General features: G+C 69.5%; 19 protein-coding genes, 1 tRNA gene and 2 pseudogenes. 10 read left to right on the forward strand and 12 right to left on the reverse strand.

Annotation, left to right across the window (positions count from 1 at the left end):
- Nucleotides 1-3 precede the first annotated feature (3 nt).
- Both ABIC28_RS24485 and ABIC28_RS24490 read right to left on the reverse strand, forming a co-directional pair.
- Nucleotides 4-551, reverse strand: a pseudogene (locus ABIC28_RS24485) (NUDIX hydrolase).
- Nucleotides 544-2,376, reverse strand: a pseudogene (locus tag ABIC28_RS24490) (1-deoxy-D-xylulose-5-phosphate synthase). Before ABIC28_RS24490 ends, ABIC28_RS24485 begins: the two co-directional pseudogenes overlap by 8 nt.
- A 413-nt stretch (nt 2,377-2,789) precedes the next feature.
- On the opposite strand from ABIC28_RS24490, the gene ABIC28_RS24495 reads away from it, so the two are divergent.
- Nucleotides 2,790-3,518 (forward strand): SRPBCC family protein, encoded by a 729-nt coding sequence (locus ABIC28_RS24495; protein WP_097213943.1) that lies wholly within the window; start codon nt 2,790-2,792, stop codon nt 3,516-3,518.
- On the opposite strand, the gene ABIC28_RS24500 is transcribed toward ABIC28_RS24495, so the two are convergent.
- Nucleotides 3,515-4,153: a Tat pathway signal protein gene (locus ABIC28_RS24500; RefSeq protein WP_097213942.1), complete on the reverse strand. Its 639-nt coding sequence runs from the start codon at nt 4,151-4,153 to the stop codon at nt 3,515-3,517. The genes ABIC28_RS24495 and ABIC28_RS24500 overlap by 4 nt on opposite strands.
- A gap of 80 nt (nt 4,154-4,233) precedes the next feature.
- Between ABIC28_RS24500 and ABIC28_RS24505 the strand changes: the two genes are divergently transcribed.
- Nucleotides 4,234-5,862 carry a sensor histidine kinase gene (locus ABIC28_RS24505; RefSeq protein WP_209927452.1) on the forward strand — a complete coding sequence of 543 codons (1,629 nt, stop codon included), beginning with the start codon at nt 4,234-4,236 and terminating at the stop codon, nt 5,860-5,862.
- Here the strand turns inward: ABIC28_RS24505 and ABIC28_RS24510 are convergent.
- On the reverse strand, nt 5,859-6,509 hold the full coding sequence (locus tag ABIC28_RS24510; protein ID WP_097213940.1) for a response regulator: 651 nt from the start codon (nt 6,507-6,509) through the stop codon (nt 5,859-5,861). The genes ABIC28_RS24505 and ABIC28_RS24510 overlap by 4 nt on opposite strands.
- A 102-nt stretch (nt 6,510-6,611) precedes the next feature.
- Between ABIC28_RS24510 and ABIC28_RS24515 the strand changes: the two genes are divergently transcribed.
- Nucleotides 6,612-7,568, forward strand: coding sequence for an acyl-ACP desaturase (locus ABIC28_RS24515; RefSeq protein ID WP_269588952.1), 957 nt, complete (start codon nt 6,612-6,614; stop codon nt 7,566-7,568).
- A complete protein-coding gene (locus ABIC28_RS24520; protein ID WP_097213938.1) occupies nt 7,565-7,801 on the forward strand; it encodes a hypothetical protein in 237 nt (78 codons plus the stop codon). Before ABIC28_RS24515 ends, ABIC28_RS24520 begins: the two co-directional genes overlap by 4 nt.
- A 25-nt stretch (nt 7,802-7,826) precedes the next feature.
- Here the strand turns inward: ABIC28_RS24520 and ABIC28_RS24525 are convergent, their stop codons facing one another.
- The 5 genes from ABIC28_RS24525 to ABIC28_RS24545 all read right to left on the reverse strand — a co-directional run bounded on the left by ABIC28_RS24525 (nt 7,827) and on the right by ABIC28_RS24545 (nt 12,849).
- Nucleotides 7,827-8,729: a universal stress protein gene (locus ABIC28_RS24525; protein WP_097213937.1), complete on the reverse strand. Its 903-nt coding sequence runs from the start codon at nt 8,727-8,729 to the stop codon at nt 7,827-7,829.
- 109 nt (nt 8,730-8,838) lie between these two features.
- Entirely contained in the window at nt 8,839-9,213 is a 375-nt protein-coding gene (locus ABIC28_RS24530) for a glyoxalase superfamily protein (protein ID WP_097213936.1), read from the reverse strand.
- A gap of 105 nt (nt 9,214-9,318) precedes the next feature.
- Entirely contained in the window at nt 9,319-10,833 is a 1,515-nt protein-coding gene (locus ABIC28_RS24535; RefSeq protein WP_354581272.1) for a multicopper oxidase family protein, read from the reverse strand.
- 87 nt (nt 10,834-10,920) lie between these two features.
- The gene (locus ABIC28_RS24540; RefSeq protein ID WP_143548517.1) at nt 10,921-11,706 is read right to left on the reverse strand and encodes a hypothetical protein; all 786 of its coding nucleotides are present in this window, start codon (nt 11,704-11,706) and stop codon (nt 10,921-10,923) included.
- Between the two features lie 102 nt (nt 11,707-11,808).
- Nucleotides 11,809-12,849, reverse strand: coding sequence for an LLM class F420-dependent oxidoreductase (locus tag ABIC28_RS24545; RefSeq protein WP_097213933.1), 1,041 nt, complete (start codon nt 12,847-12,849; stop codon nt 11,809-11,811).
- 115 nt (nt 12,850-12,964) lie between these two features.
- Between ABIC28_RS24545 and ABIC28_RS24550 the strand changes: the two genes are divergently transcribed.
- Nucleotides 12,965-13,612 (forward strand): SDR family NAD(P)-dependent oxidoreductase, encoded by a 648-nt coding sequence (locus ABIC28_RS24550; RefSeq protein ID WP_097213932.1) that lies wholly within the window; start codon nt 12,965-12,967, stop codon nt 13,610-13,612.
- Here the strand turns inward: ABIC28_RS24550 and ABIC28_RS24555 are convergent.
- The gene (locus ABIC28_RS24555; RefSeq protein WP_097214001.1) at nt 13,596-14,543 is read right to left on the reverse strand and encodes an NADP-dependent oxidoreductase; all 948 of its coding nucleotides are present in this window, start codon (nt 14,541-14,543) and stop codon (nt 13,596-13,598) included. The two genes, ABIC28_RS24550 and ABIC28_RS24555, sit on opposite strands and share 17 nt — an antisense overlap.
- 50 nt (nt 14,544-14,593) lie before the next feature.
- Between ABIC28_RS24555 and ABIC28_RS24560 the strand changes: the two genes are divergently transcribed.
- Together ABIC28_RS24560 and ABIC28_RS24565 are read left to right on the forward strand one after the other, a co-directional pair.
- Nucleotides 14,594-14,989: a DUF6069 family protein gene (locus tag ABIC28_RS24560; RefSeq protein WP_257017798.1), complete on the forward strand. Its 396-nt coding sequence runs from the start codon at nt 14,594-14,596 to the stop codon at nt 14,987-14,989.
- Between the two features lie 66 nt (nt 14,990-15,055).
- Nucleotides 15,056-15,131, forward strand: a tRNA-Arg gene (locus ABIC28_RS24565).
- Nucleotides 15,132-15,155: 24 nt separating this feature from the next.
- On the opposite strand, the gene ABIC28_RS24570 is transcribed toward ABIC28_RS24565, so the two are convergent.
- Nucleotides 15,156-16,139, reverse strand: coding sequence for a TIGR03086 family metal-binding protein (locus ABIC28_RS24570; RefSeq protein ID WP_097213930.1), 984 nt, complete (start codon nt 16,137-16,139; stop codon nt 15,156-15,158).
- Between the two features lie 187 nt (nt 16,140-16,326).
- Between ABIC28_RS24570 and ABIC28_RS24575 the strand changes: the two genes are divergently transcribed.
- A complete protein-coding gene (locus ABIC28_RS24575) occupies nt 16,327-17,475 on the forward strand; it encodes a lipase family protein (RefSeq protein WP_373560295.1) in 1,149 nt (382 codons plus the stop codon).
- Between the two features lie 19 nt (nt 17,476-17,494).
- Here the strand turns inward: ABIC28_RS24575 and ABIC28_RS24580 are convergent, their stop codons facing one another.
- Entirely contained in the window at nt 17,495-18,640 is a 1,146-nt protein-coding gene (locus ABIC28_RS24580) for a serine hydrolase domain-containing protein (RefSeq protein ID WP_354581276.1), read from the reverse strand.
- 28 nt (nt 18,641-18,668) lie between these two features.
- Between ABIC28_RS24580 and ABIC28_RS24585 the strand changes: the two genes are divergently transcribed.
- Nucleotides 18,669-19,184, forward strand: coding sequence for an esterase-like activity of phytase family protein (locus ABIC28_RS24585; RefSeq protein ID WP_502945068.1), 516 nt, complete (start codon nt 18,669-18,671; stop codon nt 19,182-19,184).
- Nucleotides 19,185-19,246: 62 nt separating this feature from the next.
- Nucleotides 19,247-20,143 (forward strand): ABC transporter substrate-binding protein, encoded by an 897-nt coding sequence (locus ABIC28_RS24590; protein ID WP_373560294.1) that lies wholly within the window; start codon nt 19,247-19,249, stop codon nt 20,141-20,143.
- The last annotated feature ends 37 nt before the right edge of the window (nt 20,144-20,180 follow it).

Here is a 20,180-nt window from a genome sequence, read left to right on the forward strand (position 1 = left end):
GACCTAGCGACCCATCGCCCACCCGAGCGAGGCACCGAGCAGGGCCCGGCTGTGCGGCGCGAACGGCCACGCCGGGTCCGCGAGGCGTCGCCGCAGGCTCGCCTCGGTCCACCACCCGCCGTCGGCAATCTCCTTGTCCTGATGCCGAATCGGCCCGTCGTACTGCCCCTCGTACGCGTGGAGGTGGCACCGCAGCGGTCGCCCCGCCCAGCTCCCGTCCCAGGAGATGCGCGCCATCGGCGACAGCCTGACGCCGGTGACCCCAAGCTCCTCCCCCAGCTCGCGGCGGGCGGTCCGCTCGGGACTCTCCCCCGGGTCGACCCCACCGCCCGCGATGCAGTCGTGCAATCCCGCGAACACCTCCTTGCTGTGCGAGCGGCGGTGCACGTAGATCCACCTGCCGTCGAGGGACCTCAGCAGGACCCCGCGCTGGCCAGCCACAGTCCTTCCGCGAACACCTTTGACCTGGGCGCGGTACCGATCTCGCGGCCCGCGTCGTCGAAGATCGCCAGCTCCTCGTCCCTGGACCGCAGTTCGGTGCGCTCACTCATGCGCGGGATCACCCGCCTCGGCCGAGGGCCGGGCGAGCAGTCGCGCCGCGGCGGCCGCGATCCGCTCCGCCGTGAGCCCGTGCTGGGCCAGCAGGTCCCCGCGCCCGCCGTGATCGATGAAGGCGCGCGGGAGGCCGAGTGACAGAACGGGCGTCGGCACGTCTACGTCGGCGCAGGCCTCCACGAGAAGTGCCCCCATCCCCCCCGGAGCGGGCGGCATCCTCGACCGTGACGACGACGCGGTGACGCGCGGCCAGCTCGATCAGGGCCTGGCTGATCGGGGTGATCCAGCGCGGATCCACCACCGTGGTTTCGATCCCGGAGCCGTGCAGGAGTGCCGCGGCGGCGAGGCACGGTCCGGCCATAGCTCCGGCGGCGACCAGCAGCACCTCCGGCGATGTCGTCCCGGACGAGTACACGATGTCCAGACCGTCCACCCGGGCGATCGCCGGGATATCGCTCCCCGCAGTCGCTTTCGGATAGCGGATCACCGTCGGCCCACCATCGTCGGCGACGGCCTCGTCGAGGAGCTCGCGCAGGGAGGCGGGATCACGCGGCGCCGCGACGCGCAGCCCCGGCACCACGCTCAGGATCCCGGTGTCCCACATGCCGTGGTGGGAGGCGCCGTCGGGACCGGTGATGCCTGCCCGGTCCAGCACGAAGGTGACCGGCTGCCGCTGCAGCGCGACGTCCATCAGCACCTGGTCGAAGGCCCGGTTGAGGAAGGTGGCGTAGAGGCACACCACGGGGTGCAGTCCTCCCATCGCCAGGCCCGCGGCCGAGCACACGGCATGCTGTTCGGCGATTCCCACGTCGAAGACCCGATCGGGGAACGTCCGGGCGAAGGGGCCGAGGCCGACCGGGTTCGTCATCGCAGCGGTCACGCAGACCACGTCGGGACGGCGCTCGCCGATCCGCACGATCTCGTCGCCGAAACATCTGTCCACGTCGGCTTCCCCGGCGCCGCGGCTCCCGTCGCGGGGTCGAGCACCCCGATGCCGTGCATCCGATCGGCGGCGTCGGTTTCCGCGGGACCATAGCCTTTGCCCTTGGCCGTGACAACGTGCACGAGGACCGGTCGACCCAGCGAGCAGGCGTGGTCGAACGCGGACTCGAGGGCCGCGACGTCGTGGCCGTCGACGGGCCCGATGTAGGCGAGACCGAGGTGCTCGAACACGGTGTTCGCGACCCACCGGGGAGCAGGCGACGGCCCGGCGGCGGAGGCGTCCTCGGGGCGGGTTCTCCGCAGCGCGGCCAGGTGCGCCGCGAGGCCCCCGATCGTGGCGTCATAGGAGCGGCCGTTGTCGTTGAGCACCACCACCACGGGCCTTCCCGATCCCGGGACGGACAGGTTGTTGAGTCCTTCCCATGCGAGTCCGCCGGTCATCCCGCCGTCCCCGATCACCGCGACGACCCGGCGCCCCTCCTCGCCCCGCAGCTGGAACGCCTTGGCCAGTCCGTCGGCGTAGGAGAGCGCGGTCGACGCGTGGGAGTTCTCCACCGTGTCGTGCGGGGACTCACCCCGGCTCGGGTAGCCGGACAGTCCGCCCGCCTGGCGCAGCCCGCCGAAGTCGGCACCGCGGCCGGTCAGGATCTTGTGGACGTAGGTCTGGTGTCCGGTGTCGAAGATCAGGACGTCGCGCGGCGAGTCGAAGGCCCGGTGCAGGGCGACCGTCAGCTCGACGACCCCGAGGTTCCCACCGAGATGCCCGCCGGTGGCGCACACCCTCTGGATCAGGAAGTCCCGGATCTGCGTGCAGAGCTCGGCGACCTCATCGGGATCGAGGCCCCGGATGTCAGCGGGACCGGTGAGCTTCGCGAGCAACGGCCATGCACCGAGATCACCCGCATCCACCGCGGTGTCCCGGGCTAGCGCCGACGCGCCGGCCGACAAGCCGACGACGGCCACCTCAGCGGCCCAGCCTCGAATCCCGGTCTCGTAGGAGCGCTCCGGACAGAACAGAACTGGTGGTCACGGCAACGCCCCCTGAATCGAAGTGTTCTCACATTTCCTTCAGTACGCATGTGCTCACTAACTGCCTGCCCACACCCCCGACAGGCGGCCGACTCACCCGACGGCCTGGCACGACCCTATTTCAGAGTTTCGCCGATCGCACACCTATCGCACGGGACCCGATCGTCCGGGTCGCACAGCCGGTCCACGAAATCATTTGATCTTCAACATCTTCTGTCGGTTCGGCCTGGTCCCGGCGCGCTCGATGCAGCAAAATCGACACCATGACCGAACCCGAGATCGTCATCGAGACCACCATCGCGGCCGAGCCGGAACGCGTGTGGCGGGCGTTGCGCGATCCCGCCCTCATCCGGCGCTGGCACGGCTGGGAGTACGAAGGTCCAGGCGGCCTCGATGACGAGATCCGCGAGATCTACATCGACGGCGCCGACGCGGATGCCGAGGCGTTGACGCTGACGTTCCAGGGCGGCGACCGGTTTGCCCTGAGGCCCGCCGTCGAGGGCACCGTCGTACGGATCACCCGCCCCGCCAAGGGTTCCCACCCGGAGTGGGACGACTGGTACGAGGACGTCACCGAGGGGTGGACGACGTTCCTCCAGCAACTGAAGTTCGGGCTGGAGCGGCACGATCTCGCCGAGCGGCACACCCTGTACCTCGACGGCCCGACCTCTGGGGCCACCGCGATGGAACTGCTGGGCGTGGCGGGGATCACCGGACCGCCCGGCTCCGCGTACACCGCCCTCGTCGCGACCGGCGATGCCCTCAGCGGCACGGTGTGGTTCCGCTCGCCCAAGCAGCTCGGGCTGACCGTCGACGCCCTCGGCCCTGGGCTCCTGATCCTCGCGATCCAGCCGCAGAACGAGCAGCGCCCCGGCGGCGGCGCCCAGATCATCCTGAGCGGCTACGGCCGGGGCGCCGAGGAGTTCGAGTCCCTCGCGGACCGGTGGACCCACTGGTGGGACACCAGGGAGAGTCCCGGGACCTGCTGCTAGCCCATCACCATGCCCATGCTCGGCATCCAGATGGTGCTCTTGACGACGTCCTCCGGCTTCGGGCCGACCTTGTGCCAGAGCGAACCGTAGACCGCGCCGACGACCATGCCCTTGCCGACGTTCAGCGGGGCGGTGGAGATGACGGTGGGGACGACCTTGTTGTTCTGATCGAGCCGGGTGATACCGCTCGTTCCGTTGGCCAGGCTGTACCAGACCACGTTCAGCTCGGCGCCCGTCTGGTTGTCGGCGATGTTCCCCGGTCCGCCGAAGAAGCCGAAGCGGAACTCGTTGTTCGTGTTGGTGGCCACCCCCGAGCCGTAGAGCTGGCCGAGGACCTCGCCGCCCTGTCCGGTGTCGGAGTAGGCGGGCACCGGGAAGATCTGCCCTGGCAGGGTGAGGACGGGCTTGCCGAGCCCCTTCGCCACGTCCTGCGGCGAGGCGATGAGCCGCTCGATCGCCGCCTCCGCGTCGGCGTTGCCCGCGGCGGCGGCGCGCAGCCCGGAGGCGGCCGCGCCGGGGTCGGCGGGCTGGGCTGTGGGTGCGGCGGTGGCCGTCCCGGTGAACAGAGCGGTCGCGGCTGCTGCGGACGTGAGGGCCACGGCAATCCGGCGGCGGACGGTGAATCGCTGCTTCATTGAGGCTCCTTTACCGAAGGGTTAGCTATCAAAAGCATCGGAACCGGTCTGTTTCCGTTACAGCGACTACGCTGCCGCTCATGGTCGAACTTCCAGCCGACGGCCTGAATGCCCTGCTCAGCGACGTCCACGAACGGCTGAGTGAGGTCGTCACGTCGCCCGAGAAACTGCGCGATCTGCTCCGCGCGACCCTCGTGGTGGGGGCGGGGCTCGAGCTCGACCCCACCCTGCAGCGGATCGTGCAGGCGGCCACTCAGCTCCTCGGCGCCCGGTACGGCGCACTCGGGGTCCGGGCACCCGGCGGCGGGCTGTCGGAGTTCGTCTACGAGGGGATCGACGCGGGCGAACGCGCGACGATGGGACATCTGCCCGAGGGCCGTGGGCTACTCGGACTGCTCATCGACGACCCCCGGCCCGTTCGCATCCGCGAACTCGACCGGCACGCGGCCTCGGTCGGGTTCCCGCCGAACCACCCGCCGATGAGCAGCTTCCTCGGCGTCCCGATCATCGTCAGGGGCCGGGCGTTCGGCAGCATCTACCTCACAGAGAAACGGGACGCGCCGGAGTTCACCGACGAGGACGAGGTGATCCTCACCGTGCTCGCCGAGTCCGCCGCGCTCGCCGTCGACAACGCGCGGCTGTTCGAGGAGTCCCGCACCAGGGAACGCTGGCTGCGCGCGGTGGCGGCAATCAACTCGAGCCTGCTGATCGGCGGATCCGTCCCGGAGACCCTCGACCTGCTGGTGCGGCGGGTCCGGGAGCTGACCTCGGCGGAGTCGGTCACGCTGCTCGATGCCTCGTCCGGCAGGGCGATCGTCGCGGCCACCACCGACCACCCGCGCGACAACCTGGTGGCGGACCTCGCGGGCTCGCCGGTCGAGGAGGCGCTCCGGACCGGCCGGGCCCAGCTCACCGAGCCCGGCTCGGGCTCGGGCCCGGCGGCGGTCCTCCCCGTGTCCGGGCCGCAGCACATCGAGGGCGCGCTGGTGGTGGCCCTTGGAGCGGGCGCGCACCCCTGGAAGCCCGACGAGCTCAGCAGGCTGGCCTCGATGGCGGACCTGGCCGCGGTCGCGCTGGAGTTCGCGCACCGGCAGCGTCAGCAACGACTGCTCGACGTGCTCGCCGACCGCGACCGCATCGCCAGAGACCTGCACGACAACGTCATCCAGCGCCTGTTCGCCACCGGCATGAGCCTGCAGAGCATCGCCCTGCCCGCGCCCGACGGCGAGGTGCTGGCCAGGTCGGTCGAGCAGCTCGACCGGACCGTGCGGGAGATCCGCACCACCATCTTCGACCTACAGACCGGCGACACCGCCACCCCTGCGAGCCTGCGCAGGCGGCTGCTCGATGTGATCGGCGAGGTCACCCCGCAGTCCGCGATCACCCCCACGGTCCAGTTCTCGGGGCCGATCGACACCCTGGTCCCGGCGCCGGTCCACCCACACGCCGAGGCGGTGCTGCGGGAGGGACTGAGCAACGCCCGACGGCATGCGAGCGCCTCGTCGATAGCCGTATCCATCACCGCGGCAAAAGAATTCACGATCGCGATCACCGATGACGGGGTCGGCATGTCCGGCGACGAGCCACGCAGCGGACTTGCCAACCTGGACCGTCGCGCGGCCACGTGCGCCGGTCGGTGTGAGGTGACCGCGGCCGTCGGCGGCGGAACCGTCCTGACCTGGCGGGTACCGATGGGCGCGGCGGGCTAGCGGTCCCGTCCCGGCCGGCCCCGCAGCTCGGTGGCCAGCACCGCGGCCTGGGTCCGGCGCTGCATACCGAGCTTCGCGAGAATCCTGGACACGTAGTTCTTCACCGTCTTCTCGGCCAGGAACAGGCGCCCGCCGATCTCCCGGTTCGTCAGCCCCTCACCGATGAGCTCGAACACGGCCCGCTCCTGCTCCGACAGCCCGGACACCGCGGCGCCCTGATCGCGTTGGGCGCGGATCCGGCCCAGCACCGCCGCTGTGGCGTCGGCGTCGATCAGGGAGACGCCCGCCCCGACCGTCCGGATGGCCGCGACCAGGTCCGTGCCGAGGATCTGCTTGAGCAGGTACCCCGAGGCACCCGCCATCACCGCGTCGAACAGCGCCTCGTCGTCCGAGTAGGAGGTGAGCATCAGGCAGCGCAGGTCCGGCTGCGCCGAGCGCAGGTCCCGGCACAGCTCGACGCCGCTGCCGTCGGGCAACCGCACGTCGAGGACCGCGACGTCGACCTCCGCCTTCGGCACCGCCACCAGCGCCTCACCCACCGAGGCCGCCTCGCCGACGACGGTGAAGTCGGGGACACCCGCGAGCAGGTCCACCAGCCCGCGGCGGACGATCTCGTGGTCGTCGACCAGGAAGATCCGCATGCTCATGGCACCGATCCCAGCACATCGGGGACCTTCGGCCCTAGCCCGGTCCGCCCGGCCCCGGGAATCCTTGACGCGGACCACCGGCACTGCGAATGGGGATCGACCGTGACCCGCGAACTGACCGAGCTCGAATTGCTGCACGAATTGGAGGCCGTGGCCGAGGAGAACATGCATCGACACCTGTCGATGACCAAGGACTGGCACCCGCACGACTACGTGCCGTGGGACGACGGGCGGAACTTCGCCGCGCTGGGTGGGATCGACTGGGACCCCGGCCAGTCCACCCTCAGCGACACCGCCAAGGCGGCGATGATCACGAACCTGCTCACCGAGGACAACCTGCCCTCGTACCACCGCGAGATCGCCGAGCACTTCTCCCTCGACGGGGCCTGGGGCACCTGGGTGGGCCGGTGGACGGCGGAGGAGAACAAGCATTCGATCGTCATGCGGGACTACCTGGTGGTCACAAGGGGCGTCGACCCGGTGGCGCTGGAGAACGCCCGGATGGCCCACATGACCAACGGATTCGCGCCAGGCGGGAACGCAGGACTGCTCGATTCGGTTTCGTACGTGACATTCCAGGAGCTGGCGACCCGGGTCTCGCACCGCAACACCGGCAAGGCCTGCGGTGACCCGATCGCGGACCGCATGCTCGCCCGCGTCGCGGCCGACGAGAACCTGCACATGATGTTCTATCGCAACATCTGCGGGGCCGCCCTCGACGTGTCCCCCGATCAGACCATCCGCGCGATCACCAAGGTGCTGACCAACTTCCAGATGCCCGGATCCGGCATGCCGGGCTTCCGCCGCAATGCGGTGCTGATCGCGAAGGGCGGCATCTACGACCTCCGCCAGCACCTCGACGACGTGGTCATGCCCGTGCTCCGCACCTGGAAGATCTTCGAGCGCAACGACTTCACCGCGGAGGGCGAGGAACAACGCGAACGGCTGGAGCGGTTCCTCGTCGGCCTGCATGCCGACGCGGAGCGATTCGAGGATGCCCGCGATCGTGCGCTCGCGCGCGCGGCCGCCCGCGACGAGGAGAAGGAGTCCGTGCGATGAGCGAGACGTCGGCGATGTTCGATGCGGTGCTGGAGATGGCCGCGGCCGCCAAGCGCGGCAACATCATGCGGTGGACGGAGGCGAAGACCACCCAGCACCAGTCGGAGGGTCTCGCGTTCATGAACTCGGTGCTGCTCGGCGTGCTCATCGAGAACGACGCCGTCCGTCGCGGGGTGCACCCCGCCGACGCGTGGGCCCAGCTGCGCGCGGGCGGTCTGGCGGACTTCGGCTGAAGCCCCGACCGCCCGCGGCCGGCGGCTAGGCCTTGTCCGTCGGGCGGACGATGAGCACCGGGCAGTCCGCGGTGCGCATCAGCGCGTTGCTGGTCGAGCCGAGCAGCATGCCCTTGAAACCGCCGCGGCCGTGGCTGCCGACCACCAGCAACTGCGCGCGCTCGGCGTACTCGCTGAGCACCCGCACCGGGCGATCCCTCGCCACGACCCGCTGCACGGAGACGTCGGGGTAGCGCTCGGTCCAGCCGGCGAGCCGCTCGGACAACACCGCCTCCTCGAACGACTGGATCCCGCTCCAGTGCGGGTCGTCGGCGGTCGCGCCCAGCGAGGGCTGGACCGACACATCGCTCCAGACGTGCACCGCGACCAGCGTGGCGTGCCGGGCCGCGGCCTCCTCGAACGCGACCGCGACGGCCGCCTCACTCACCGCCGAGCCGTCGACCCCGACGACGACGGGGCCCTCGGTCGGCGGCCTGCCGTCGAGGGTGCGGCCGCGGACGACCGCGACCGGGGCCGTCGAGTGCGAGGACACCGCGACGGTGACCGACCCCATCAGCGCTCCGGTGAACTCCCCGAGACCACGCGACCCGAGCACGATCATGGTCGCGCCGTCCGAGTACTGCAGCAGCGTGTCCGCGATCTGCCCCTCGTGCAGCTTCGTGCTGATGTCGACGGACGCGAGACCGTCCACGGCCTGCGCGGCGAGCACCGCAGCGGAGTCCAGGTGGGCGCGGCCCGCGTTCATGAGGTCGTCTCCGTAGCCCCTTGCGAGGTACGGCTCGGAGTAGTAGTACGCAGGGACGTGCACCACCGACACGAGGACCAGCGGTGTCTTCCTCATCGCCGCGGTGCGTGCAGCCCATGCCACCGCCGCCGTCGAGGATTCCGATCCGTCCACACCCACCACGATGGGCTTTCCTGCGCTCATGGTTCTCCCTTCACGATCACGATTGGTCTGCCCGGACCATTGTCCTGAATTTGCCTGCGCCCTGTCAGGGTCGAAGGTCACTCTTGCGGACCGATCGCTGTTGCGCTGGTCACCCGGCCGACGGGATCACGATTTCCTGGACCGCCCATTTGTTCCCGTCGGGATCGCTGAAGTACACGAAGTTGCCCCACGGCTGGCGGTCGATCGGGCTGATGTCGATGCCGCGGCTCTTGAACTCGCGCTCGGCTTCCTCGATGTCCTTGACCACCACCTGCATGCCGACGACCGAGCCGGGCTCGGCATCGGTGACGCCCTTGCCGATGCAGATCGAGCAGGCCGACCCGGGCGGCGTGAGCTGGACGAAGCGGAGGTCCTCGTTGACGGTGTGATCGTGGTCCGCGTTGAAGCCGAGCCGGACGTAGAACTCCTTGGCGCGGTCGATGTCGGTGACGGGGATCGCGACCAGTTCGAGCTTGATGTCCATGACCTGTCCTTCGTTTCGAATTGACTGAGCGACCCATCGAGTGTCGCGCGAATCGCGGTCAGGAACGGTCCTCATTCGTTTTCGACCCGGGCGTTTCGCAAATGTTCAGTGGTGACCACGCGCGGCGTCCGATGGCGGCGATGGCGGTTGCACCGGCAGCTGACCCAGTTCGACCACCACGAACTGCCCCATCAGCCCGTTGTCCTCGTGCCGGAGCAGGTGGCAATGGAACATGTACGGGGTCGACGGATCGGAGAAGTCGGTGAACCGCATCAACAGCCGCAGGGTCCGCCCTGGCGGCAGATAGACGGTGTCCTTCGGCCCGGTCAGCGCGGGATCGTCGGTGTCAAGAACCTGGAACTGCACGTCGTGGACGTGGAAGTTGTGCACTCCCCCGCTCACGTTGCGCACCTCCCAGACCTCCGTCGTCCCGATGGTGACCACCTCGTCGATCCGTCCCATGTCCATCGACCTCCCGTTGATCTGCGTCGAGCTGGTCAGGTCGAACTTTCGGGTCACGCTCGGCACCCCCAGATCGGCTTGCGCGGCAAGCGAACTCGGGACGTCGGCATTCGACTCGAGCCGGTCGGCCGCGCGCAGTTGCAGGATGTCCATGGTGTCCGACCCGCCTGCGAACCGGGTGCCCCAGAAGTCGGCGCCGAGGTCGGGCGGGGTACTGCGCAACACCGGCGAGGTGCCCGCCGGAACGGCGACCACGATCTCCGCTCGTTCACCGGGTGAGAGCTGAAGGCTGGTCATCTCAACGGGTTTCGGCAACAGACCGCCGTCGGTGCCGATGAGCGAGAACCCGAGACCGGTGTCGAACCCGAACCGGTACACCCGCGCGTTGGACGCGTTGAGCAACCGCAGCCGCACCCGCTCGGTGGTGACGTCGAGGTAGGGTCCTGGGGTGCCGTTGACGAGCACCTCGTCGCCGAGCACCCCGGTGTCGCTGAACATCGCCGCACCGTCGTCGAGTCGGTCCCCGTCGAACTTCTTGTCCTGCACGATCACCGGGACGTCGTCGATGCCGTATCGGTCCGGCAGTACGGGCCCGGCCGGGTCGTCGATGAGGAACATGCCCGCGACGCCGCGGTAGACGTGCTCGGTGGTCGCCCCGTGCAGGTGCGGGTGGTACCAGAGCGTGGCCGCGGGCTGATCGACCGTCCACTGCGGTGGCCAGGTGGTGCCGGGCTCGACCATCTGATGCGGCCCGCCGTCCATGGCCGCGGGCAGGTGCATGCCGTGCCAGTGCAGCGTGCTGGCCTCGTCCAGGCCGTTTCGCACGTTCATCCGGACCGGCTCGCCACGCTCCGCGCGCACCGTCGGGCCGAGGTAGGAGCCGTTCACGCCCCAGGTCTCGGTGCCGCGGCCGTGCCCGAGGTCGGTGGTGCCGCTGCGCAGTTCGAGATCGAACTCCCTGGTCCCGTCCGCGGCGGTCGTGGACGCGGCGAGCGGCGGGATCGCGAGCGGGCGGTCGAACCGCACCTGACCGGCGGTGTCAACCCGGGCGCTCTGCCACGCGTAGACGACACCGCCCGCCACGACACCGATCACGATGGCGGCGGCGGCGAACAGGCCACCGATCACCCGCAGCCACCGAACGCGTGTTTTCTCCATGCCACCGATGCTCGCCGGTCCGCCGTGCCGACACATCCAGGAAGGCACCCAGATTCGCACCCCGAGAAACCCCGAGTGGAGCCGACCTCAGCCCCGCTCGGCGTCGCCGAGGTAGTCGGTCAGGCGGCCCGCCCGTCGACCCGCCAGGAAGGCCGTGCCCCGGATCGCCGCGAACCAGGCGAGCACCGACACCACGCTCGCCGACACCACGAACCCGACCCGTCCGTCCGCAGTCAGCACCGCCCCGACGTCGAACGGCGGCAGCAGGTGGAACATCAACAGGGGCACCGCGAGGACCACCACGATCGCGGCCGGGAACACCCCATACGGCAGCACCACCAGGATCAGCCAGCGCGCGACGACCGACCGGAACCGGTGCCGGTTCGCCCACCGCCAACGCAGGGAACGCTGATGATAGGGGAAGACGACGCCGACCCAGCCGGACAGCGCCAGCGGACCGAGCGGGATCACGCACAGCCCGACCATCATCAGCAAGGCGAGCGTCAGGTCGTGTTCGAGGACCCCGAGGGCGAGGGCGACCGCCGTGCAGGCCGGTGCCACCATCAGCCACAGCACGATAGTCTTGGCCCGCAGCAGCCGTTCGAGCGCGGCACCGTCGGACAGCACGGTCAGCGCGTCGGCCGGGTCCTGTCCCAGCACATTGGTCGCGGACACGTCCGCGTACATCCATCCGGCCAGGGCGATCGGGAGGCCCCACGCGCCGGTGAAGTCGAACAGCCAGCTGCGCGGGATGACGAACCAGGCGACGCAGACGAGCGCCGCATTACCCAGCACCGTCATCGGCACCTGTGCGGGCCACCGCCACGCTCGCACCCACTCCGAACGAACGGTCGCGACCATCAAGGGGCGCATCCCCCGACAATAGGCACCCGCGGCCGGCCGTGCAGGCGCGTCGAGTGTGCAGCTCCCGTCGCGTCGCCCGAGTGGCCGCGACGGGAGCTGCACACTCGGCGGTCAGTCGACGAGCTTGCGGAACTGGTCGATCAGCGCGACGCGGCCGGCGGAATCGCCCGCCAGCGGGCTCACGGTCAGCGTGGTGACGCCCGCCTCGGCGAACGCCGCGACCCGCTCCTTGACGTAGCCGGCGGGGCCGATGAGGGAGATCGCGCGCACGAGCTCGTCCGGAACGGCCGCGACGGCCTCCGCCTTCTTGCCGGACAGGTACAGCTCCTGGATCGTGGCGGCCTCGGCCTCGTAGCCGTACCGGCAGGCCAGGTCGTTGTAGAAGTTCTTGCCCTTGGCGCCCATGCCGCCGATATACAGCGCCAGGCTCGGCTTGACCCACTCCAGCAGGTGGTCGACGTCGTCGCCGATCGCCAGCGCGGGGCCCGCGTAGATCTGCAGCTCGCCAAGGCTGGGGTCGCGCTTGGCCTTGCCCTGCGCGAGGGACTCGCCCCACACGTCGTTCGCGCGCTCGGGATCGAAGAAGATCGGCTGCCAGCCCTCGGCGATCTCGGCGGTCAGCGCGACGTTCTTCGGGCCGAGCGCGGCGATGACGATCGGGATGCGATCGCGCACGGGGTGGTTGATCAGCTTGAGCGGCTTGCCGAGTCCGGTGCCCTTCTCCGCGGGCAGCGGGATCTGGTAGTACTTGCCGTCGTACTGGACCTTCTCGCGCCGCCACACCTGACGGCAGATGTCGACGATCTCGCGGGTCCGGCCGAGCGGGGCGGTGTACGGCACGCCGTGGAAGCCCTCGATCACCTGCGGTCCGGAGGCGCCGAGGCCGAGCACGAACCGGCCGTCGGAGACGAAGTCGAGTCCGGCCGCGGTCATCGCCATCAGCGACGGCGTCCGGGTGTAGATCTGGAAGATGCCCGACGCCAGCTCGATCGTCGAGGTCCTCGCCGCGAGGAAGCCGAGCTGGCTGACCGCGTCGTAGGAGTACGCCTCCGCGATGAACGCGATGTCGAGGCCGGCGCGCTCGAGGTCGGCGACCTCCGCGACGGTCTCGGCGAACCCGCCGCTGTAGGTGATCTGCATTCCGACTCGCACCCGGACACCTCTAATCGATTCGATGTGAATATCACCTCGCACCCTACGCAGTACCGCCGCGAAACCGAATGACAGAACCGACCGGCATTTGTGACCGAAGTTCTACGATCGCGCGGTGGTGAAGAGATCCCGGTTCGACTGGCAGCGCTCGCACGTCATCGTGACCGGCGGCTCGCAGGGCATCGGTGCCGCGGTCGCCCGCGCCGCGAGGGCCAGGGGCGCGGCGGTATCGGTCATCGCCCGCGGCGAGGAGCAGCTCCTGGCCACCGCCGAGCCGATCGGCGCGGCCTGGGCCTGCGCCGGGACCGCATTGCCGGGGCGATTCCTCGACGTACCGATCGACGAATTCGAGTCGCAGATGCGGCTGAACTACCTGGGCGCGGTGCACGCCGCGCGCGCGGTCCTGCCCGGGATGGTGTCCCGTGGGCGCGGCCACCTCGTGCTGACCAGTTCCACGGCGGGGGTGGTCGGAGTCGTCGGATATTCCGGCTACGGGCCGACCAAGGCCGCGGTGCACCAGCTCGCGCACTGTCTGCGCTACGAGGTCGAGCCCGCGGGCGTCACGGTCGCCGTGTTGTATCCCCCGGACACCGACACCCCCGGTTTCGCGGCGGAGAACACCCGCAAACCCCCGGAGACCGCGGCCGTGTCGGGCGCGATCGACCCGCTCACCCGGGTGCTCGTGCGGGCAGGCGGGATCGCAGAGCCCATACCGCGCCCGATCCTGGCCCGCACGATCCGGAGGGCTAGGGAATCAGGATGAACTTGCCGCGTGGATGCGGCCGCTGGAGCTCGGCGTGCGCGCGAGCCGCCTCCGTGAGCGGAAAGGTCTTGGCGACAACGACATCGAGGTCACCGCGCGCGGCCGTCTCGATCAGCCGGGGCCAGGCGGCCTCCCGGATCCCGGCGCTGTCGGGATTTCCTCCGCCGATCGCGACGAAGCCCTCCCCCTGTGCCCGTCCGAACGCGACGATGGTGACGATGCGCTTGCGGTCGACGACCAACGCGAGCGAGACGTCCACCGCCTCATCGGTTCCGGCGGTGTCGAAGGCAGCGTCGACCCCGTTCGGGGCCAGCTCGCGGACCCGTGCTTCCAGCCCGTCCCCGTAGGTCACCGGGATCGCCCCGAGGCCACGCAGGTATTCGTGATTGTCCGCCGCCGCGGTTCCGATCACCGTGACGCCCTTGGCCACCGCCAGCTGCACGGCCAGCGAGCCGACGCCGCCCGCCGCCCCGTGGATCAGCAGGGTCTCGCCCTCCACTACCCCGGTCACGACGATCGCTTCGGACGCGGTGCCGCCCGTCACCAGCAGCCCCGCGGACTGCTCCCAGGTCAGAGCCTGCGGCCGCGGGTACACGGACTCGGCCCCGACCACGAGCCGCCGGGTGTAGGCGCCCTCGCCCGCATAGGTGATCACCTCGTCGCCGACAGCGACCGGGCCGGTGGGGCCGGCCGCACCCGGACTGACCGCGAGCACCACCCCCGAGGCCTCGATTCCCGGCCGGATCGGCAACCTGGATGCGTCGGCGCCGAAGGCGCCGCTGTAGAGCTTGTGGTCGATGGGATTCACGCCCACCGCGCGCAACTCGAGAAGCACCTGCCCCGGGCCTGGATCGGGCAGCGCCTCCTCGATCACCGTGAGGACCTCGGGTCCTCCGAACGCGTTCGCAACTACGGACTCGGTGGTGGTCATGATCACGGTAACCATCGGCCGCGGCGAGTGATTCCCGACACCCGCTTGACCTGAACAATTCGGTCCTCGCCGCGACGGCGGCGGCTGTGGTGGGCAATCTGGCGATCTACCTGGTCGCAGTGATCGCAGGCGGGTCACTGGAGGTCCTCGACAAGGGCACCGTCAACCCGATCCCCTCAGGCAGCATCGTGATGATCTCGGCGGTGCCGACCGCGATCGGCATGGGACCGGTCGCACTGCTGTCACTGCGGTGGCCCGCCGTGGTCAGGCTCGGCCAGGTGGTCGGCGCGGCGCTGCCCCTGCTCACCATCGCGCTCGCCGCGATGGCCGACACCGACGGCGTCACGAAGACCGCCCTGATCCTGATGCACGTGCTGATGGCGGCGGTGATCGTGGCGAGCCTCGAACTGCTCCACCGCCGAGTCGTCGGCCGGGCGAACGGCTAGGAATCAACCCGTACCCGCTACACTCCTACCGTGCAATACGGCCCGCAGGTGCTCTGCGGGTTGGATGCCCTCGTAGCTCAGGGGATAGAGCAACCCTCTCCTAAAGGGTAGGTCGCAGGTTCGAATCCTGCCGAGGGCACCACAGCGGACCGACAGCGACGCTCGATCAGGCCGGCTGCCGCCGACCCGTGAACGCGATGAGCTGCTCGAGCGGCCCCGCACCTTCCTCGACCGGCACCGGGTCCCCGAAGTCCCCACTCTCGCGCTGCGGCGGCCCGATGGCCGTGTTCGCCAGTCCCAGCACATAGCTCGCGAGCTGGTCGGGCACCTCGATCCCCTGCCCCGTCGCCACCGCGAAATCCCATGCGTGGACCAGGAATTCGATCGACAGGATGCTCACGGCCGTTGTCGCGGCCATCGGGGTCGAGCCAGGCGACACGGTGCCGTGGAGACCACGGCGGTGCCAACCTTCCGTAGCCGCCGCGGCGGCGTCGGCCACCCGCACCTCCACATCATCGTTCTCGTCAGCGACCGGCATCGTCGCACCCCCCGCCGACCCGAGGCTCGCGATCGACCCGAGCAGGTGCTCGGCCAGCGCGGCGACCGTGAAGTCGCGGCACGGGGTCCGACGGTGCATGTCGTCGGCGGTGAGACCGCGCAGCACTTCCTGCAACACCACGAGCGTGGCTTCGGCGCAGGTGAGTTCGTCCGTCGGTTCGAGGGCGACCGCCCAGTCGTCTGGTCCCGCGTCGCCGCTGCGGGCGGCGACGGCCAGCCGGTCGAGGTAGTGATTCCACACCTCGGCATGGCTCGGCGCCTGCGCGTCGGTCAGGCCGTCGTGGACCCACCGGATCTCGGTCGAACCGTCATGTGGGGTCAGGGTCATCGCGACCGTCGAGCCACCCGGCGGCAGGTCGTCGCTGTCCTCCCACCACCACCGGAGCTTGAGTCGCTGACCGGGCACGACCTCTTCGAACGTGCCGGAAGCGGAGTGGCCGGGCACCACCGTCCATCGGTACCGCCCGCCCTGGCGCAGATCGACCCTCGCGGCCACGGTCAACCATCGTCGCAGCCGTTCCGGACGGCTGATCAGCTCGAACGCCGCGTCGGGCTCGAGCGCAACCTCGACGGTCCTGTCGAATTGCGTCACGGGTCTCCTTCCAGGCGACCCCCATCTATGAATATATCGCCGATGCGCCCGGATCGACCCCGAAACCGACCACCCGACTGGTTACCACCTGGACGGCAGACAAGGTGATCAGGGCGGGTTTTTTCGCCGCTACGCGCTGCCCACACGGGCTCCTTGGGTTAGCGTGTTACGCGTCTACCCGGGAAACCTGCTTGCGGGACTGGCCCTGCCCGCGACCGCCACACCGGCGGGACCCCTCTACCCCACGCCCGATCCGGACCCGTTCTATCTGGCCCCTCCCGACCTCGCGAATCTGCGTCCGGGCGATGTGGTCCGGGTCCGCCCCATCGACGCCTCGCTGTACGCGAACAGCGACGGCTGGCAGGTGGCGTTCCGCTCGACGAACTCCACCGGCAAGCCCATCCTTGGCATGACCACGGTGTTCCTGCCCCGCGGCATCAAGAATCCGCCGCTCGTGTCCTACCAGGCGATCATCAATTCTCTGGGCACCAAGTGCAACCCCTCGCGGGCGCTGTTCAACGGCGAGCTGAACGATGCCCCCGGCATGTATCTGCCGATCAACCGCGGTTGGGCGGTGTCGGTGCCCGACCACATCGGGCCGACCGGCGCCTACGGTGCCGCCAAGCTCGGCGGCCTGATCACGCTCGACAGCGTCCGTGCCGTGCAGAAAGTGGCCGAGCTCGGTCTCGCGAACAGCCCGGTCGCGCTGGCCGGGTACTCCGGCGGCGGCATGGCGAGTGCATGGGCGGCGGCGCTGCAACCGACTTACGCACCCGAGCTGAAGCTCGCCGGGGTGGCCGCGGGCGGGATCCCGGCGGACCTCTGGGAAATAGTGCAGGGCCTCGGCCTCAACCCGCATCCGGGCTTCGGCCTCGCCTTCGCCGCGGCTATGGGACTCGAGCGCGAGTATCCCGACCGGCTGCCGGTCTCGGCGCAGCTGAACCCGACTGGCCTGTGGTTCCGCGACTGGGTGACCAACGAGTGCAGGCGATTCCTGCTCTTCCACGGCGTGTTCCGCAACGCGGAGCAGCTCGCCGCGTCGACCAGCCTGTTGGGAAGTCCGGAGGCACTCGGCGTCCTGCGGGAGAACAGCCTCCGCTACTACCCGACGATCCCGACCGTGCCCATCTACATCTGGCACGGCATGTACGACGGGCTCACCCCCTATGACGCGGTAGCCGATGTCGCGCACCGGTATTGCGCGGCCGGAGCACCCCTGACCTTCGTGCCGTACGACATCGCCGAGCACATGACCACCGCTGCGGCCGGCTTCGGCGACGCCTGGAACTACGTCGAGGCACGCTTCCGCGGGGAGCCGGCTCCCACGCGCTGCTGAGGTGGTCCGCACGCGATGCTCACGGAGCCGGGCACACCGCGGCAGTGAGTGCGCGACTGGCGGCGGGAGACCGCGCTTCATCGGTGAAATCCTGGTTCAGCGAGATGGTTACGGCCCGCCCGGTCGCCGGAACCACACCGGCATAGGTGATCGACCCGGAGATGCCTCCGCTGTGGCCCCAGAAGAACTGTCCGCAGGGCATCGATAGGCGCATCAACCCGAGACCGTATGCCATCGTGCCGCTTTCGCTGATGGACCGGACATCTTGCATCTCGGCCAATTGGGCTGGCGGAAGCAGTTTGCCGTCCAGGAGGGCGGCGAAGAAGCGGTTGAGGTCCGCGCCGCTGGCGACCATCGCGCCCGCCGCACCGGCCGCGGACACGTTCTGGCTGGTGTAGTCGGTTCGCCTGCCGCCGACCTCGGTGTAGCCGATGGGATGCGGGCCGCGCATATCGGTTTCGTCCGATGCCGGGTAGTAGGTGTCATGGAGGCCGAGTGGCTCGAGGATGCGACGGGTGATCTCCGCGCCAACAGAAGTGCCGGTGATCCTCTCGATCACCATCCCGACGATGGCGTAGTTCGTGTTGGAGTATTCCCACTTCGCGCCGGGCTCGAATGCGGCGGGACCGGTCAGCGCGGTGCGCAGGACCGCGGCCATATCCGCGGTCTGCCACCGCGCCTGTTCGCTGAGGATCTCCATTTGCCAAGGCATCGGCGTCGCTCCGAACTCCGCCGCATATTCGGGGAGCCCGCTGGTGTGCTGCAGCAGATTTCGGATCGTGATCCGGTTCCCGTCGATACCCGGCCCATGCACCACTCCTGGCAGATATCGCTCAACCGGGGCGTCCAGTTCGGCCTTGTCCTCGGCCACCAACTGCAACATGACCGTCGACACGAATGTCTTTGTGTTGCTGCCGATCCGGACCCGGGCATTGTCAGCGAACGGCTCACCGGTAGCCAGATCGCCGACACCCGCGGTGACCCGCCAACTGTGCCCCCTGTCGTCGATCACCGCCTCCGCACCCGGATATCCCAGCTGGACGGCATCATTCAGAGCCGCCGTGACCTGCTCCTTCCCCACTTCCCGCACTTCGGGCGCATCGTCCACACCGCAGGACGTCGCCGTCACCATCGCCGCCACCAGCACCGCAAGTTTCACCTTCACACCATCAAGCTACGAAGAATGGCCGTCTGTGATCAGGCAGCCACCACCCGAATCTCGGGTGGTGCTGGCACTACCGCGAGCGCCGTTTCCGACTTCGGATCCGCAATCCGCTCGCATCGGCCTGCCCGGCTTCGAGGCCATGACCGTCGACCGCGCGGGCACCACCGTCACCGCTGCGAGCGAGAACGCCCTGGCCCAGGACGGCCCGGCCATCTCGGATCAGGTGGGCAGCTCGTCCCGCGTCCTGCGCCTGGACCCGGCCACCGGCGCCGACCTCGGCGAGTTCGTCTACGAGGTCGACCCGGTACGCCTCGCGCCCGGCGAGGCGTTCACTCCCGTGTCGTCGGCGAACGGGATCGGCGAGATCCTGGCGATCGACGACTCCGACTATCTCACCGTGGAGCACAACGTCTCGGCGGCAGGTGGATTCTCGGGGAAGCTGTATCGGACCAGCATCCACGGTGCCCGAGAACGTCACGTGGCCGACGACAACTTCGGCATCGCGGGAAAGACCACGTTCCACCTGCTGACCGTCGGCCGCTGACATACCGACCGTTCCTATTGCTCTTGGTCCCTGATCCTGGGCACTATGACCGGGTGTCCAGAATCGGCCATCGCCCCGTCCTCGTCGCACTCGCCGCGGTGTCCGCGCTGATCCTCGGCGGGTGTTCCGCCGGGGCCGAGTCCGAGTCGGGGCCGACGTCGATTCCCGAGGCGTACACCAAGCTGCCCACCACCACGGCGGTCGGCAACTGCGGCCCGGGCAGCGGTGCCACCGTGACCGACGGCGCCCTCACCATCGCCACCGATTCACCGGCCTACGAGCCCTGGATCGTCGGCAACGACCCGTCGAACGGCAAGGGCTTCGAGGGCGCGGTGGCCCGCTCGGTGTCCGAGAAGCTCGGGTACCGACCGGATCAGGTCGAGTTCATCCGGGTGCCATGGGGCGACGCGATCGCGCCCGGTGAGAAGAACTTCGATTTCGACATCAACCAGGTCACCATCGTGGGCGACCGGCGCGACGCCGTCGACTTCTCGTCGCCGTACTACGCGGTGGCACAGTCCATCGTCGCGATGGGGGGCACCCCGGCCGCGGCGATCGATTCCCTCGACGGGCTCGCCCCCTTCCGGCTCGGCGCACAGAGCGGCTCCACCAGCCTGGCCTCGATCACCGGGACGATCCGGCCGTCCCAGCCGCCCGTCGAGTTCGCCACCAACGACGAGGCGAAGGCCGCACTGGCGGCCGGCACGATCGACGCCCTGGTCGTCGACATCTCGACCGGATTCCAGATCACCGCAACCGACCTGCCGAACAGCACACTGATCGGCCAGTTCCCGCGGCCGAACACGGTCACCGAGTTCTTCGGCCTGGTGCTCGAGAAGAACAGCCCGATGACGGCATGCGCCTCCGCGGCGGTCGACGCGCTCTACGCCGACGGCACGCTCGACCGGCTCGCCCAGACCTGGCTGACCGACACGGCCGGGGTCCCGGTCCTGAGCTGACGCAGGCGGATTCCGATCGAACGCCGGTGCCGGTCGT

The sequence above is a fragment of the Rhodococcus sp. PvR044 genome, assembly GCF_040548995.1.
GTDB lineage: Bacteria > Actinomycetota > Actinomycetes > Mycobacteriales > Mycobacteriaceae > Rhodococcus_G > Rhodococcus_G oryzae.

Coding starts and splice junctions, on each gene's coding strand:
- ABIC28_RS24495 (WP_097213943.1), top strand. CDS start 2,790: ATGACCGAACCCGAGATCGTCATCGAGACCACCATCGCGGCCGAGCCG.
- ABIC28_RS24500 (WP_097213942.1), bottom strand. CDS start 4,153: ATGAAGCAGCGATTCACCGTCCGCCGCCGGATTGCCGTGGCCCTCACG.
- ABIC28_RS24505 (WP_209927452.1), top strand. CDS start 4,234: ATGGTCGAACTTCCAGCCGACGGCCTGAATGCCCTGCTCAGCGACGTC.
- ABIC28_RS24510 (WP_097213940.1), bottom strand. CDS start 6,509: ATGAGCATGCGGATCTTCCTGGTCGACGACCACGAGATCGTCCGCCGC.
- ABIC28_RS24520 (WP_097213938.1), top strand. CDS start 7,565: ATGAGCGAGACGTCGGCGATGTTCGATGCGGTGCTGGAGATGGCCGCG.
- ABIC28_RS24525 (WP_097213937.1), bottom strand. CDS start 8,729: ATGAGCGCAGGAAAGCCCATCGTGGTGGGTGTGGACGGATCGGAATCC.
- ABIC28_RS24530 (WP_097213936.1), bottom strand. CDS start 9,213: ATGGACATCAAGCTCGAACTGGTCGCGATCCCCGTCACCGACATCGAC.
- ABIC28_RS24535 (WP_354581272.1), bottom strand. CDS start 10,833: ATGGAGAAAACACGCGTTCGGTGGCTGCGGGTGATCGGTGGCCTGTTC.
- ABIC28_RS24540 (WP_143548517.1), bottom strand. CDS start 11,706: ATGCGCCCCTTGATGGTCGCGACCGTTCGTTCGGAGTGGGTGCGAGCG.
- ABIC28_RS24555 (WP_097214001.1), bottom strand. CDS start 14,543: ATGACCACCACCGAGTCCGTAGTTGCGAACGCGTTCGGAGGACCCGAG.